Below are 16,079 nucleotides of genomic sequence, written 5' to 3' on the forward strand. Positions count from 1 at the left end.
CTTTAATATGGCTGTGGATATTTGCTGGCGACAAGATAATAATTCAAGTCGCAAATTACAAGGTTAATTCACCTGTAAAGTATCTAATTGCAGCTGCGCAGCGAAACGTTGCTGAATAGCCTGTACTTTAGGATCCTGTTGTAGCAAGCGGCTGACATAGTCTTTGCGTTCTTGCTCTATACGCTGTTGGATGGCTAATGGACTGTCGCTAAGTTCATGCTGGTAACTAATTTCCAGCGTAAAGCCTGCGGCAAATACCGGGCTAATGGCCGCGTAGAGTTTTTGCCTAAACTCTCCTTTATCAAGATGTCGCTGGCTTCGTCCTACCCTTAACTTGACCGTATTACCCTCTTGCTGCATAGCACTGTGCAATAGGAACAAACGCATTAAACCGCCAACCGGTAGTTGCTCAATTAACCGGGCCCAGGGATCGACTTGTGCAGCAAACCGAATAGAAAAGCGCTGTTCATCCAATTCATCAGCATCGGCAGCCGGTAACGACATAAAACTTTGCTGCTGCCACCAGGCTTCAGTTAATGCCTGTTGCTCTGCGAAACTGACACTGTCATCATCTTGGTTATTATCATCAGTTGCCAGCTCTTTGGCCTTTGCCGCTGAGCTATTTCTCTCTGTTTTCCCGTCACCGCTACCTGAATGTTGCAATAGGGCCGTATCAGGAGGCAGCGTTTCAGTAAAGTCAGCTTTAGGTTGATTACTTACCGCAGAAAGAGGCGCCTCTGGGCGCTCAGGCTTTTTTCCGATGTTGTTATCTTGGGTATCCGTGTCCTTTTTTGTCGGCGGCAACGTCAGACCGCGTCGCTGCATAATTCGCGCGCTAACTGGGTCCATACCACCAGTGTCAAAATCCTGTGAGCTTGCGGCCATGGTTGACGCAGGCATTATCTCAACTGCGACCGGTGATTCTGCAACAATGGCGTCAGACTTGGTTTGCTCGATGGCGACAGCATTAGCACTCAAACTGTCAACCAAAACACTTGGTGAAGGTGCGACAGTTTGCGGTGTTGGATTTATAACTAAATCCGCACGCTCTGTGACATTGTTAGGCGCAGAGCTATTTACATAACTAGCATTCCGTTCAGGACGAGACCCAGCCGCAGGGTTTGTTACGGCCGCTGGCACAAAAGCCATGGCTCTTAACAACGCCATCTCTAAGCCAATTAAGGGTTCTGGTGCAAAAGGTAAATCTTTTTTACCACTAAGAAGTAATTGATAATAAAGCTGAATAGCCTCAGGCGTCTGTTGCCGCGCTAGCAACCGGATAAAATCAGCTTGCTCACTTAACTCTGCTGCGGCAGGTTGCAGCTGGGTTAAAGCCGTTAAATGTAACAAAGCCAGCATATCATCCAATACCTGTTGATAGTCTGATTGCTGGCTCAGTAACGCTTGTAATGCCTGCTGCAGTGAATTGATATCGGCAGCCAGCATAGCCGCCAGCAACTGCACTGACCAATTGCTGTCCAGCAGACCTAACATCTGCCGAACAGGCTCTACCGTTAGCTGGCTGTCGGTAAGCGCTATGGCTTGATCAGTTAAACTTAGCGAATCGCGTAAACTGCCTTTGGCGGCTTTAGCAAGTAAGGTAAGGGCCGCGCTATCGAAGGCTATGTGTTCAGCCGTTAATACCTGGGCAAGATGCTGCTCTATTTGCGTTACGGTCAGTGCTTTTAAACTAAATTGCAAACAGCGGGACAATACCGTTACCGGCAGTTTTTGCGGATCGGTGGTTGCCAATAAAAATTTCACATGCGGCGGTGGCTCTTCCAGCGTTTTAAGCAGGGCATTAAAACTATGCCGCGACAACATATGCACTTCGTCAATCAGATAGACTTTAAAGCGCCCGCGGCTGGGCGCGTATTGCACATTATCCAGTAAATCCCGGGTGTCTTCTACTTTAGTGCGCGACGCCGCATCAATTTCCATTAGATCGACAAAGTTGCCGGCATCAATTTCCTGGCAAGCACTGCAGTGGCCGCAAGGGGTAGCGGTAATACCTGTTTCACAGTTTAAGCTTTTCGCAAAAATGCGGGCAATAGTGGTTTTACCTACACCGCGGGTGCCGGTAAATAAATAGGCGTGATGTAAGCGGCTGCTACTAAGGGCATTGGCCAGCGCTGTTTTCACATGCTGCTGCCCAACTAATTCACTAAATTGCCGTGGCCGCCACTTTCTTGCTAATACCTGATAACTCATGCCGGCTGTCCTGAAAACATGCTAATTACCGCTAGCCTAAACTTAATCGCCCTGATACTCAACCAAACTAAAAATATTCAGCTTTAAAGCTTGCAGTCTTGCTACCCCACCCAGCTCAGGTAAGGCAATAACAAAGGCCGCATCCTGTACCTCACCACCCAGGCGACGTACTAATTTAACTGTCGCATCAATGGTGCCGCCAGTCGCCAATAAATCATCGACCAGCAGCACTTTATCGCCCGCAACGATGGCATCTGCATGGAGTTCCAGCGCATCTTCGCCGTATTCTAAGGTGTAAGCCTGAGAGATACGTTCGCGTGGCAACTTGCCCGGCTTGCGCACCGGCACAAAAGAGACCCCCAAAGCGTAAGCCAAAGGCGCACCAAAAATAAAGCCACGCGACTCAGTACCGATAATCTTGGTAATACCCGCATCCCGGTAGTGTTCGGCAAAGGCGTCGATGACCTTACGAAAACTGGCACCATCTTGCATTAAGCTGGTGACATCACGAAAAGTAATCCCTGGCTTAGGATAATTTTCAACTGTTTTGATGATTTGCTTTAGTTCCAGACTAAGCTGCTGATAATTCATAATAAAACCCTTAGTGGCAAACCGATAAAAAAGCCGCCCAAGCGGCGGCCATTAAGCTGGTGCTTAGTAGCATCAGGACAGGAGTTGTACCCAGCGCAAGATGGGCGCTAAACATAACAAACCGGCAAAACAAATAACGAACAATACTACCTGTTTTACGTTCAACGAGTCTTTAAAGTTTTCGTCAGCCATACTACTACACCACGTAAAAGTTGATCTAAATCAAAATGGGTGTCTATGGTAATGAATTTAGCTGGTATTGAAAAGTGACAATGCGGCAATCTGCAAAGAAAAACCCCTACAGCATGCTGCAGGGGTTTTATACAGGGAGAGTGGTATTACAATTTAATTAGAAATCGTAAGACAGCGTCATAAATACCCGACGGCCCAGATAATCTAATTGTGAGGCGAATAACGGTACGTTACCCACTACGTTAGACGCTGCAGGGCTCGCTTTTGGTGGTTGCTTATCAAACGCATTAGCAATACCAAAAGTTACGTCGAAGTTATCCATAAAGGTAGTATTAGCAGAGAACGCGTGTAACACATAGGTCGGCGTTTCGGCTAAGAACGTCACGTTACGCTCACCTGGTGTAGTTGGGCGATATGAAGTTAGATTGCCGTTCGCATAAATATGGTAATTAGAGGTTTTACCAAAGTAATTCATGCTCCAGTTAAAGCGCCAGCCATCACGCAAGAAACTGGTTTGCAAAGTACCCACTTCTTTTGGACTACCCACCCGACCAATAAAGCGCGTTTCTGGGTCAAGTGCAAACTGCTGATAATTACGTTCAATTTGTTGTGTATGCTCTAAACGTACCCGCACATCACCAAAAGAGAAAGAATCACGGTAAGTAAAGGCATAATCCACACCACGTACGGTTTGCTTAGCGGTATTTAAATAACCACCACGCACTGTCGCAACACCCCAGTCACCATCTACCCCGGTACGACGGGTAATCTGACGACAGAACGGCTCATTGGCGAAGTTCTCAGATAAATAACACTGGTTAAGCACAGCTGCGCCACCTACGTTAACGACCTGATTACGAATTTCCACATCATAATAATCTACTGACGCAGCAAAGCGGTTTTCGTCGCTGGTATAAACTAAGCCTATACCTTTTGAAACCGATGTTTCTGCATCTAATTGTCCCTGACCACCGCCTGTGATAGAGGTCATGCTTGAGCCTACCGCAACGATATAACTGGCAGGAACACCTGCTGCTTGACAGTTAGCTTTTAATAGCTCGTTTGAACTTTCAACCCAGTTGATACAAGGGTCACCATTTTGTGGTAAGAAACCGGTTTGGTTATCTAAGAACAGTTCAAATAAGGCTGGAGCCCGGAAAGACGTACCACGTGAGGCACGAATACGCCAATTATCGGTAATAGTCCAATTTAAACTCGCTTTATAAGTATTACCACTACCGTAGGTGTTAACATCCGTCCAACGACCTGAGGTGGTTAGCTCGACATTCTGCGCAAAAGGTAAATCACGTAATAACGGGATCTTTAATTCGCCGAATACCGCCTTAGTAGAAGAACGACCTGTAGTAATCCCTGCACCACTTAAACCGTGGGAGTTACCGCGTAAAGTTTCTACACCTGGGGTATCTTTAATAAAGTCGGTTTGGTAAGACAAACCATAAGCAGTACCCACCATACCGGCTGGTAATTCGAATAAATCACCTGTGAAGTATAAATCTAGGGTGTCTTGTTTGTAGTAGGTATTACCGGTTTCTTCACCAAATAAGAAATCACGCGCGCCCTGACTTGGATTACCATTTAAGAAATCTTTATCAAACCATTCCACCGCATAGCACGGGCGTTGTGATAACGGCGTCAGACCCTCACAGGCCTCGCCACGCAATACGCGCTGAGATTTTGTAACGGCATCAGCGAGAAAAATATCAGAACGGTAAGTACCATTGTTAAAGGTACGCTGATACGAAAGGTTCCAGATCCACTCACCAATCTCGCCTTCAAAACCGGCAACGCCACGAGTATAGTCAATGGTTGTATCATTGCCGAAATGGTTACTGATAGCGACAGGTAACACTGTAGCAGTGCCAGCCCAGCCAGGAATAGCTGTTACAGGTATAAAACCACCGTTTAAGAAAGCACCGTTACCACCGGGAGTTTGTGAAAATAATTGACGTACGCCGATTGTTTCAGTTTTACGTTGGCTATGTAAAAACTCACCAAACATAGTGACTTTATCATTTAAATCGTAGTTACCTTGCAAGTAAATTGAAGCAACTTTCGACTCAGGGATCATAGTAGATTGACGCTGGAATGGATGCTGACCATCTAACCAACCATCAGTTTCTTTATTCCAACCGGCATAGTACCAACCATCTGGAGTAGTTATTGGCCGATTATTAGCATTAGTGCCTGGTGCAGTAAAGGTACTGCTTGCGCTTGGGAAGCCAAAATTGGTGTAATCATATTGGAAACGACCACCAGAACCATTAAATAAACCATAACCAGTACCATTACAATGCGCTTGGCCGGTGCGAGGATCGATAGGATCTGCTAGATCACCCGTTGTAACATCAAATAGTAAGCGGGTATTACAATTAAAATACTCTCTATCATCACGGAGTAAACCGGTATTAACGTTATAGTCAGCAATAACACGCCATGAGCCACGGTCAAAAGTCTCGCCATAGGTACCATTTACCCGGTAAGTCTCGCCACCTGAGTCAAACGGCTTACTGCCAGAAACCGTAATATTAGCCGCATCATCACGCTTGGTAATAATATTAATAACACCCGCGACTGCATCAGAACCGTACAGTGAAGACGCGCCGTCTTTTAAAACCTCAACGCGTTCAATAGCTGAAATTGGTAAGGCGTTCATGTCAAAAGCAGAAACCTGACCGCGTGCGCCTGCAGGACCTGCACGACGTCCATTTAACAATACTAGAGTACGGTTTGCCCCTAAACCACGGAGTGAAATAGATTCTGCACCAGAACCACCGGCAGTCACAAAGCCAACTGAATAAGCAGAAATTAACTGATCTGAGCCAGCTGCAATAGTAGAGGTACGTAATAATTCGCCTAGGGTATTTAAACCCTGCTCTTGCGCAATAGAGGCACTGATTACGGTAACCGGTGTAGCACTGTCTAGACCATCAGTACGGATACGTGAACCGACAACTTGAATACGCTCTGCTTTTTCTTCTTTTTTTGCTTCTTCATCATCGTTTTCTTGAGCGGCAACAGTACCAGCAAAAGCTAGCGTTGATGCAGCACCAAACATCATAGCTAAGCGAACTGCTTTGCTAAGCTTGTTATTAGTGAACATAGTAGACTCCCTGGAACACTCTTGAAAGAGCGTCTCGATAGTTATTGTTTTTGATATTTTTAGTTTGATTGCAAAAGGTTAACTATTTAGCGCATAACCTCGCTAGCTAATATGCAGCAAAAAAAATTGTGGTCAACCCTAAATGCGATTAACTGCTTGCAAAAATGCAACTTTTTGCACTTTTTAATATCTTACGTAGGTTTTACCTTTAACTTGGTAAGAACCATATAACAACACAGACTTAAAACAATTAAATTAAAATAACAATAACCCAGAGAGCCAATAACAAAACGAAAAAACTGAACTGATTACCGGCTTACTTTTAACACCCAACCAAATAGTTGTTTATCAATCACCAACTCCTCATAACAAGCGTCTAACTGTTGCTGTTTAAAAGCATCAACCCAAAGCACAATACTTTCTTGATTCAGAGCAGCTCGATGCTGGTCCGTTAGTCGCTGGTAGGTCGCGACTAATTGTTTAAGCAGAGCCTTAAATCTTACTTGGTGATTAGTGTTAATATTGATAAATAGCGGTGCAAAGCTTTGCATGACAAAGCCAAACCATTCTTGCTCAAGCTCATTCCGTAGCTGCTGCTCTATAGCACTAACACTTTGTAACAACTGCTGGTTAGCCAAGCTCAATGCTTCTGCAGTCGCCGCGGATGTTGCCAGCGACAATAACTGGTTGGCATCGTGTTGAAAATTACTACCATAGAGAAAGGCAGCAATCACTTTAAGCCCAGCAGCACAATCATAAGCAATATCAGAGGCTTGATGATGCATAACAGCAACTAAACGCCCTTTTGGTGCTAAAACTCTGGCGCAAGCGGCAACGGCAGGCTCACATTCCGCATACTCTAGGGCAAACTGACTAAGCAAGATATCCACACTACCAGATTTAAATGGCATAGCTTCGATACTGCATTCTGGATGAAATTGTATTTGCCGTAAATCGCCGACAATATTGGCCTCATCTGCAAAAACAGCACAGGGGTTAATAGCCGCCGCATCAACGCCATGTACTAGGGCATTAAGATGATGCTGAGTGGCATAACGATATGCAGCCAATGCCAAAGCGCCATTTCCCGTACCCAAGTCGACGACTTGAGCATTAGCGCCAAGATTGGAAAACTGCTGTTGCCAAAAAGCTAACAATTCACCACGATAACCAAACGCATTTTCGCTAGCACTAAAACTGTTTAATGTTTTGGTGGTTTGCCAAAACTGGCTCCAATGAGCAGACACATTAACCTCCAAAGTATCAGCTTAAAAAAAATTGCTAAATAAACCCAATAAAAAAGGCAGGTTCTCACCTGCCTTTTGTTAATTAAGCGAATTTATCAGAAACGCTGAGTATAACGTACGTAAGAGATACGACCGTAAGCATCATACAGTGAGTAGTCTAAGTTACGACCTTCAGCTGATGACACACCGATTTGCGGCTCTTTAGCAAATACGTTCTGGAAACCTACAGTAATGTCTGCATTCCAGCCTGTGTTGTAAGTGAACTGCACATCATGCGTGGTGTAAGACGCAATGTTACCGCTACGCGTTGTTACGCCAGCTACAGTTGTTACGTTGTTAAACTGCTTACCGATAAAATTAGAGGCAAAAGAGATATCGAAATCGCCAATTGAGTAAGCATGTGACAACGAAGCGCGTTGACGTGGTACGCTCGGATCGCGCACTAAGTTACGGCCACCGTCGTTTGCATACTCAAGTACATGGCTGATTTGCAGATTTTGTCTTAAACGACCGTACTCACCGAAGTCAAAGTTCGTTCTGAAGTTAAAATCTAAACCAGAGGTATCGATAGTACCATCATTAGCAAAACCCGTGGTTGACTCTAGAATCTCATTAGTTACCGGGTCACGGACGATACCTAAACCCGCTGGGATAGGATCACCTGAACGTTGGCGGTTAATCAGCGTTTGTAAACCGATAGAACGGATAGTATCTTCGATAGAGGTGTTGTAGTAATCCACCGCGAAGTCTAACCAATCTGTTGGCTGATAGGCTAAACCTAAAGAGTACTGGGTTGACTGTTCAGACTGCAGCGCTGGGTTAGAGACCACTTCAGTACGGATCTGACGTGCTAAACAGTTAGCTGTCGGGATGCCTTGAATATCACACAATACAAAGTCTTGCACTGTTGGGTTACTTGAAGCTGGCTTCTGTGTTAACACATCTAAGCTAGGTGCACGGAAACCTTGACCCCATGAAGCACGTACCACTAAACCGTCGATTGGTTCATAACAGAAAGAAACCTTAGGTGCGAAGTCATTACCGTAGTCAGAGTATTTCTCATAACGGCCGGCAATGTTCATCTCTAACTTATCCATTAATGGAATTAGCGTTTCAAAGTAAGCTGACTTAACAGTACGATCACCGCCTGCAGAGTTACCCGCTGAACCACCAACCACACCAGCTTCTGATAATGAGTCGTATTGGTCATCGTAAATCTCTTTACGGTATTCACCACCAACTACTAACTGTACCGTGCCCGCGTCCATTTCAAATACATCGAAGGCCGCAGAAGCATAAGCTTCTTCCTGATCATATTGGCTGATACGAGAAATGGTTACGTTCATTGAGTTTAACAACGCTTGGTAAGCATTACGCTCGGCAACCGTAGTGAAACGCTCACCGAACGGATCGTTCAACATATAGGCGCCGCTTTCCATCGCTATGTTAGCAGCAGAACGCAGCAAGTAACCGTTACCAATGTTGTATACTTTGGTTTTGCTCTTACGAGCACCAAAATCTACGATAACATCATTAACATTACCTTCTAAACCCACCATAACATCGGTGTTGTAACCATCTACCTGAGTATCACGAGTACCCAGTGCCGCAAAACGGTGGAATACGCCGACAGGACGGGCATTGCCGCCGATAGTAGAGTCGAATAATGGGCTATTCGGGTTAGTTGGGTTGTTCGGGCTAGTTGCAGAGATAATGCTACCTGGATCGTTTAATGATGCAGCATAACGACCAAATGATTTGCTCTTAGAGGCCGTCGCGTTAGCATACACTTTCCAATCATCGTTGAAATTGTGGTTAGCACGGAAGAACGCAGACTGGTTACCTGTAGAAGAATCGTTAGCGTTAGTCTTTAAGAAGTCATAACTACACCATGGGGTAGTACCATTTACTGGGTTAACAGTGGTGTAATAAAGTTCGAAATCACACGCCTTAGCCAGTGAGAACTGAGAACCCGTCGCTGTGTTAGGACGACCAGTGGTGGCATTAATTTCTGACCAGTTGTTACCATAGCCAGATAAACCACGGTTTGGCGCGTTCCATGGGAAAGCACGCTCAAACACGATATCACGGTTATTCCAAGAGAAACCAGCTACCACGTTACTGCTTGAGTTGGCAGCACCAATTAAGAAACTACCTTCTTCACGATCACCACCTTCTGATGGCAAACCAACACGGGCTGTACCTAATTTCAACTCAGCACCAGTGTAGTCTTTGCGGGTAATAATGTTAATTACACCACCGATGGCATCAGAACCGTATACCGCCGACGCACCGTCTTGCAGAATTTCTACACGCTCTACTGCAGCCAGTGGGATCTGGTTAAGATCCTGAGCGCTACCTAGTAAAGGTGATTTTGGTAAACGACGACCATCGATTAAGATAAGAGTACGGTTTGAGCCCAGGCCGCGCAAACTAACCTGTGTTGTACCCTGAGCCGTGTTACCTGAAGTAGTACGATAAGAACCGAAAGAGTTAAAAGTCGTGTTACGCAGTAAGTCAGATACTGACATCTGACCAGACATATCAATAGCTTCACGGTCGATAACGGTAATAGGTAAAGCGCCCTCTAAGTCAGTACGCTTTAAACGTGAACCCGTTACTTCGATACGTTCAACGCGTGCTGAAGACTCTTCGTCTTGAGCAGCTTGTTGCGCAACTGCAGTGCCAACAAATGCAGAGGTAGCACCGAATGCGATAGCTAAGCGCACAGCCTTGCTTAATTTATTATTTGAATACATGTATATCTCCCTGGACCACGTTTTGTGATTCTGTTTTTAAGTTACTAATTTTATGGCGAGTTAGAACACCCATATCTTGCGGTGAATACTCCAAGTAACGCGCCCCGATAATAAACGTAATTTTTCTGCTTGGTCAACCGCTTTTACGGAACAATTTTATGAACAGGCTGTCTGAGGCCGCTTCGTCTAAAATCTAGCTGACCCGGTTTAGCATCATTCCATAACACTTCAGTTACATAGATAGAGGCCAATACGTTAAAAAAAACACTCAAGGTTAATTAAAGGATAAATTACCTGTTTTTTTAACATGAACCTATGATTTTTTCAGTCGCACAAAGTAAACTTATGATTACAATTTATAATCATCGGACCAGTTTAATCTACGAAAAAAAATATAATTTTTTCTCGCTAGTGGATGTTGTCCGCTAAAACAGGAATCAGTGGCTTAGAAATTTCACTCGGGTTACAATGGCAAGACTGTACATTCATACAGAAAAACCATGCTAAGCGATATCCTTAAACAGCAAATCCGGACCATACACCAGCAATTAAAAGCCAGCTTACCAGGGTATCAGCCCAGGCCAGCACAAAATAAACTTATTGCGGAGATTGCCTCTATTATTGCTGGTAACTATCATCGACATGATCGAATTGGGCTAATTGAGGCAGGGACAGGAACAGGTAAATCCCTGGCTTATTTGCTCGGTACTCTACCCTATGCGCTCAGCCAGAAAAAAACGTTGGTGATTGCCACTGCAACTGTGGCCTTGCAAGAACAATTGGTTTTAAAAGATCTCCCTTTTTTTCATCAACACAGTGGACTGTCTTTCAACTTTACGTTAGTTAAGGGCAGACAGCGTTATGCTTGCATTGAACGCTTACAGCAACAGATCCAGCAACCAATGTTATTTGCCACTACAGAACATGCCGCAGAACAACAACCGCTGTTACAATCCTTGTTAACCGCCTGGCAAGAGCGGCGCTGGCTTGGCGACCGGGATACCTTACCTGAAACGATTAGTGATGAGTTATGGTATAGCTTGCAAGCCGATGCTCATTATTGCAGTAAAACACAACGACGCCATTTACATTGCCCCTTTCATCTGGCTCGCGCGGAGATGACTGACTCACAGGTATTGGTGGTAAACCATAGTTTGTTGGTGGCAGACTTAATCAGTGGTAATGCTATCCTGCCGCCGCCAGAAGATTGTATTTATGTGATTGACGAAGCTCATCACCTGGCCAGCTGTGCCAGAGAATTACTCAGTGCCAGTGCACAACTTACCGATAACGGTCGCTGGCTTGAAAAACTCCGTAAGAATCTGCAGCAACTGCAAAGCATACTCCCTGACACGGCTTTGCGCGATATCCTTAAACTAGACGACGCAGTTAGCGACTTTTATGCCGCATTAAAACCTATTGAACGTAATTTAGTGGATTATATTCCCCGCTGGTTTACCGAAAAGGCCCAGCTAGAATATCGGTTTAAACATGCGGCTTTACCGAAGCTTTGGCAACAACAAGCAGAATTAGTGTGGCAAAGTGCCCAAAAAGCCTCGAATGGCTGCGAAAAATGTTTAACCGAGTTACAAACTAAGCTGGCAGAGCAGAGTAAACCAGTAAAAAACTGGTACAGCTTACTGCAAGATTTAGCTTATGCCCGGCAACGCTTTGAGCAACAACAAGCACTTTGGCAATTATTACACCAAGAACAGCGTGAGCCGGCCTGGCAAGCCCGCTGGCTAAGTAAAGAGGCTAAGGTACCAGAGCAGTTGCAACTGCATGCCAGTCCGTTATCATCAAGTTTACAACTAGAAAATTTGCTGTTCAGCAAAGCCTATGCCGCCATACTTTGCTCCGCGACCTTAACCGCGTTAAATTCTTTTGACTATGCCAAACGCGAGCTGGGATTAACCGAGCACTCAGGATTGCACTGTGTGCAGGTAGAGTCTCCTTTTGCTTATCATGAGCAAGCGGAGATTGTGTTACCCAAAACACACTGCGAACCGACCGATCCAGCATTTACTGATGAACTTGTGCGTCTCCTGCCTCGCTATTTACAGCAGAATGAAGGCTCACTAGTACTGTTTGCTTCTTATTGGCAAATGCAGCAAGTGGCTGCCGCACTGCGTAAAGCTGGGTTTTCATTGTTAGTGCAAGGTGAAGCTTCCCGACAAGCCCTGCTACAGCTGCATGCGCAACAGGTACAGCATGGGCAACGCAGTATTTTATTTGGTACCCAAAGCTTTTCGGAGGGTTTGGATCTACCAGGTAAATTACTGACAAATCTGATTATTACCAAGCTACCTTTTGCTGTGCCTACCTCACCGTTAGAAGAAGCCTTAACAGAAGCGATTAGCGCGCGGGGTGGCAATGCCTTTTTACAGCTGAGTATTCCGACTACAGCGAAAAAATTGGTACAGTCTTGTGGTAGACTACTGCGCCAGGAGCAGGATCAAGGGCGCATTGTCATTTTAGATCGCCGCCTGATCAGTAAAACCTATGGTAAAGCCATGTTAGATGCCTTACCTCCCTTTCGACGCGTTGTTGAGTATTAACAGGACAGTTCACGTTCATGCCAGATATCACACTTACTACCGAACTCTTGCTATTACTTTGCAGCGTGGCTTTTGTCGCTGGCTATATCGATGCCATAGCGGGTGGCGGCGGTTTACTAACGGTACCCGCCTTACTCACCGCCGGCCTGCCACCACATGTCGTATTAGGCACCAATAAACTGGCCGCCACTTTTGGCTCACTTACCGCCTCTGTTACTTACTACCGCAAGAAACTCTTTAATCCTGGTTACTGGCGCTACAGTTTAATATTTACCGCTTTGGGTGCTTTGCTTGGCACCCTGGTTGTCGATCAACTCAGTACCGCGCTGCTTGAGAAAATTCTGCCACTGCTGATCTTATTTGCCGCCATTTATACCTTGTTTAACCGAATGCAACCTGATGATCGCCTCACTTTGCCGGCCGCCAGCTCAAAACTTTATTGGCAACAACGTATTCAAGGCCTGACACTAGGCTTTTATGATGGTGTAGCAGGCCCCGGGGCAGGTGCATTTTGGATGGTTTCTACTATGGCTATCTACAAAATTAATCTGTTACTGACGAGTGGCGTGGCCCGTACTATGAATTTTGTCAGCAATGGCTTTTCACTGGCGGCCTTTATCGTGCTGGGTCATGTGCATTTTACCCTCGGCATCGCCATGGGACTTTGTTTAATGTTAGGCGCTTGGCTGGGCGCGCATTCCGCTATTCGCTTTGGTAGCAAATTTATTCGCCCGATTTTTATCAGCGTGGTGATTGCTATTGCTATGCGCCTGGCATGGCAGGCGTGGAGTCAAAGTGGATGAATAACCTCACTCAAACGCAAATCAAACAGCTAAAAGCATTATTACAAAAACTGCTGGAGTGGGCACAACAACTTGATCGTAAAAAAAAACCCGGCAAACCGCAACACTGGTTTGACTCTAGTTTATTTAGTTGTCACTCGCCCGATTTAGCCGACTATGTTTTAGATAGCCTGCGACATCTTGAGCATTTACAGCGCCAAGGCGACACCTTATCAGCAGCAGCTCGGCAGCGCCTAACAGAGCGTTTAAACGAGCAAGTAGCAGCACTTACGCTAGCGTTCCGTAACCGCGAAGTACGCCAGCCGCAAGTCAGCCTACCCCGTACCAAAGCTGTCGTTCAACATTTAGCGGCTAGCAGCCAACAACTGTATCAGCAGTTAAGTGAATACCAGCAATTTGAGAACAGGTTACTTGATATGGTCAGGTTGGCTGAACGGGATAATAGCAGCGAAGCAACCAACAAAACCCTAGCATTGCATGCTCGTTTAGGCCGTTGCCGCAGAGCGATTAATGAAGTAGAGCAAGCCATACAACAACTTGAGTCTGGTCATCGAAAATGAACCCTGCATTACCGCCACTGGTTTATCATTCTTGCTACAGTGAACTCGCATTACCCGCCAATCATCGCTACCCCATAGGTAAGTACCGTACTCTGTATCAAGCGTTACTCGCTCTGGGCGTGCCAGCTAACCATTTCTCACTGCCATCGCCCGTAATGGCAGAGGAACTCTGCGCCGTGCATTGTCCTGAGTATGTTAACGCACTTTGCCAGGGCAGTATTGATGCCAAAGCGATGCGACGTATAGGCTTTCCATGGTCAGAGCAGCTTATACAACGTTCACTTACCTCGCTTGGCGGCACCTTGAAAACAGCTGAATTGGCATTAACACAGGGGCTAGCTGTGCATTTAAGTGGTGGCTATCATCATGCATTCCATGCTGAAGGTAGTGGTTTTTGCCTGTTTAACGATTTGGCATTCACCGCTTACACTTTACAGCAAAGGGGAATTGGCCCAATTTTAATTTTTGATTTGGACGTACATCAGGGAGATGGCACCGCGCAAATTTTTAGTCATAACAAGCAAATTATTACTGCATCTATCCACTGTGAAAAGAACTTCCCTGCCCGTAAGCAAAACTCCGATTGGGATATAGGAGTCAGTACTGACTGTACTGATAACCTCTACTTGGAAGCTGTGGCACAAAGCCTGAATAGTTTGCTCAATTGGTATCAACCCGAATTTGTGATCTATGATGCGGGAGTTGATATCCATCAAGATGATGATCTGGGCTTATTACAACTTACGACCCATACCATAGCTGAGCGCGATCGCTTGGTATTAGAAAGCTGCCAACAACGGAAAATCCCCGTTGCGGCAGTTATTGGCGGTGGCTACCAGCGCGATCTCGCTGCCCTGACAGCCGTGCATCTGCAACTTTTCAAGGCCGCATTTAACCTCAACGGCTCAGGCCTGGGGGGAAAAATAAAAACCTAACTGGCGCTTTATCGCTGACGGTAAAGCTGGTAACGCCGATTTAGGTAGTAGAAAAGTCGCCATACTAAATAAATCGGTAAAAATCCGATTTTTTTCAGTCGTGCGCTTTAAATAATCATGACCAGAAGAGCCGCCAGTACCAATTTTACTGCCTAACATACGCTGAACCATCATGGCATGCTTATAACGCCAAATCGTTAACTGTTCATCCACTTCGGTCAGGCAAGTCAGCAGTTGAAAAGGTAAGTTAAACATTGGTTCTTCTTGGTATAAGTTGATAAACAAAGCAGATAACATCGCTTTTTGACTTAACCTGAAAGTCCCTTGCTGTTGTAACGCCTGATACTTACTTTCATCCAGCAGAGCCGCAAATTTTTCATAGGTACGGCCAATCTCATTTAATTGCATGTCGCGTTCATGTTCAGCTATTTGCTCAATTTGTTCGACTATCGCTTTATCACGCGCCAACATAGTATTAGTCGCCTGCTGATACATTTGCCAAAAACTAAAATCATTAAATTGTAAAAATGGCATCCGCTCCAGCCATTTCTCGACCCGCTCAAACAAACTGGGCTCTTGCTCCAGCGCTTGTAAAAACTCGCGATCAGGCTGATTTAAACGGCTATAAAAAGAATTTTTATCAAAATCGATGCGGTATTCGCTTTTTAAACCCAAACCAATTTCCAGCATCTTAAACTGGATACTCTGAAAGCCTGAGGCTGGTACCAAATAATCGCGAAACGCCATAAAGTCTTGCGGTGTCATCGTCTCCAAAACAGCTATCTGCTGGTTTAGCAGTTGCTGAATACTAATAATGCGCTTTAATTTATGAACGATACCTGTCAGTTGCTCATCTTTTACTTCAGCGCCAGCAAACACTGCCATCACGGCTTTTAATTCATGTAATATTTGCTTAAACCAAAGCTCGTAAACCTGATGCACAATAATAAATAACGTTTCATCATGGGCTTCCACGCCGTAGCGGGCACTTTCAGGTGCCTGTGCTGTCAGAACTTTGTCTAGCTGCAGGTAATCGCCATAATAACAAGGTGTCGTATTTTTTTGCATTGTGAGGACCCGTTGAGTTGTTTGGCAGCATTGT

The 16,079-nt window shown here is 45.3% G+C and carries 10 protein-coding genes; 4 read left to right on the forward strand and 6 right to left on the reverse strand.

Translation table 11 applies throughout. From position 1 onward, the window contains the following. Positions 1-63: 63 nt before the first annotated feature. The 5 genes from dnaX to IE163_RS05600 form a co-directional block, all read right to left on the reverse strand. Entirely contained in the window at positions 64-2,211 is a 2,148-nt protein-coding gene (dnaX, locus tag IE163_RS05580; RefSeq protein ID WP_189431099.1) for a DNA polymerase III subunit gamma/tau, read from the reverse strand. A gap of 42 nt (positions 2,212-2,253) precedes the next feature. Next, complete coding sequence (apt, locus tag IE163_RS05585) at positions 2,254-2,802, reverse strand: adenine phosphoribosyltransferase (protein WP_189431102.1); 549 nt, start codon at positions 2,800-2,802, stop codon at positions 2,254-2,256. Positions 2,803-3,151: 349 nt separating this feature from the next. Further along, positions 3,152-6,115, reverse strand: a complete 2,964-nt coding sequence (locus tag IE163_RS05590; protein ID WP_189431105.1) for a TonB-dependent receptor plug domain-containing protein — start codon at positions 6,113-6,115, stop codon at positions 3,152-3,154. A 308-nt stretch (positions 6,116-6,423) separates the two neighbouring features. Further along, positions 6,424-7,362 (reverse strand): class I SAM-dependent methyltransferase, encoded by a 939-nt coding sequence (locus tag IE163_RS05595; RefSeq protein WP_189431108.1) that lies wholly within the window; start codon positions 7,360-7,362, stop codon positions 6,424-6,426. A 95-nt stretch (positions 7,363-7,457) separates the two neighbouring features. Continuing rightward, entirely contained in the window at positions 7,458-10,121 is a 2,664-nt protein-coding gene (locus tag IE163_RS05600; RefSeq protein WP_189431110.1) for a TonB-dependent receptor plug domain-containing protein, read from the reverse strand. Between the two features lie 500 nt (positions 10,122-10,621). Between IE163_RS05600 and dinG the strand changes: the two genes are divergently transcribed. Genes dinG through IE163_RS05620 form a run of 4 tightly spaced genes read left to right on the forward strand, consistent with a single transcriptional unit; the run spans position 10,622 to position 14,977 of the window. Beyond that, positions 10,622-12,679, forward strand: coding sequence for an ATP-dependent DNA helicase DinG (dinG, locus tag IE163_RS05605; RefSeq protein ID WP_189431111.1), 2,058 nt, complete (start codon positions 10,622-10,624; stop codon positions 12,677-12,679). Between the two features lie 17 nt (positions 12,680-12,696). Beyond that, positions 12,697-13,482 (forward strand): sulfite exporter TauE/SafE family protein, encoded by a 786-nt coding sequence (locus IE163_RS05610; protein WP_189431113.1) that lies wholly within the window; start codon positions 12,697-12,699, stop codon positions 13,480-13,482. Beyond that, entirely contained in the window at positions 13,479-14,042 is a 564-nt protein-coding gene (gene priC / locus IE163_RS05615; protein ID WP_189431116.1) for a primosomal replication protein PriC, read from the forward strand. Before IE163_RS05610 ends, priC begins: the two co-directional genes overlap by 4 nt. Then, the gene (locus tag IE163_RS05620; RefSeq protein WP_189431118.1) at positions 14,039-14,977 is read left to right on the forward strand and encodes a histone deacetylase family protein; all 939 of its coding nucleotides are present in this window, start codon (positions 14,039-14,041) and stop codon (positions 14,975-14,977) included. The genes priC and IE163_RS05620 overlap by 4 nt, the downstream gene beginning before the upstream one ends. Here IE163_RS05620 and IE163_RS05625 read toward each other — a convergent pair. Continuing rightward, the gene (locus IE163_RS05625; RefSeq protein WP_189431119.1) at positions 14,948-16,045 is read right to left on the reverse strand and encodes a tryptophan 2,3-dioxygenase family protein; all 1,098 of its coding nucleotides are present in this window, start codon (positions 16,043-16,045) and stop codon (positions 14,948-14,950) included. The two genes, IE163_RS05620 and IE163_RS05625, sit on opposite strands and share 30 nt — an antisense overlap. Positions 16,046-16,079: the final 34 nt, after the last annotated feature.

This window comes from Alishewanella longhuensis, from assembly GCF_014653435.1.
GTDB classification, from domain to species: Bacteria; Pseudomonadota; Gammaproteobacteria; order Enterobacterales; family Alteromonadaceae; genus Alishewanella; species Alishewanella longhuensis.

What these genes read in the sequence shown, in the direction of transcription:
- dnaX (WP_189431099.1), bottom strand. Translation starts at nt 2,211, where the DNA reads ATGAGTTATCAGGTATTAGCAAGAAAGTGGCGGCCACGGCAATTTAGT.
- apt (WP_189431102.1), bottom strand. Translation starts at nt 2,802, where the DNA reads ATGAATTATCAGCAGCTTAGTCTGGAACTAAAGCAAATCATCAAAACA.
- IE163_RS05590 (WP_189431105.1), bottom strand. Translation starts at nt 6,115, where the DNA reads ATGTTCACTAATAACAAGCTTAGCAAAGCAGTTCGCTTAGCTATGATG.
- IE163_RS05600 (WP_189431110.1), bottom strand. Translation starts at nt 10,121, where the DNA reads ATGTATTCAAATAATAAATTAAGCAAGGCTGTGCGCTTAGCTATCGCA.
- dinG (WP_189431111.1), top strand. Translation starts at nt 10,622, where the DNA reads ATGCTAAGCGATATCCTTAAACAGCAAATCCGGACCATACACCAGCAA.
- IE163_RS05610 (WP_189431113.1), top strand. Translation starts at nt 12,697, where the DNA reads ATGCCAGATATCACACTTACTACCGAACTCTTGCTATTACTTTGCAGC.
- priC (WP_189431116.1), top strand. Translation starts at nt 13,479, where the DNA reads ATGAATAACCTCACTCAAACGCAAATCAAACAGCTAAAAGCATTATTA.
- IE163_RS05620 (WP_189431118.1), top strand. Translation starts at nt 14,039, where the DNA reads ATGAACCCTGCATTACCGCCACTGGTTTATCATTCTTGCTACAGTGAA.
- IE163_RS05625 (WP_189431119.1), bottom strand. Translation starts at nt 16,045, where the DNA reads ATGCAAAAAAATACGACACCTTGTTATTATGGCGATTACCTGCAGCTA.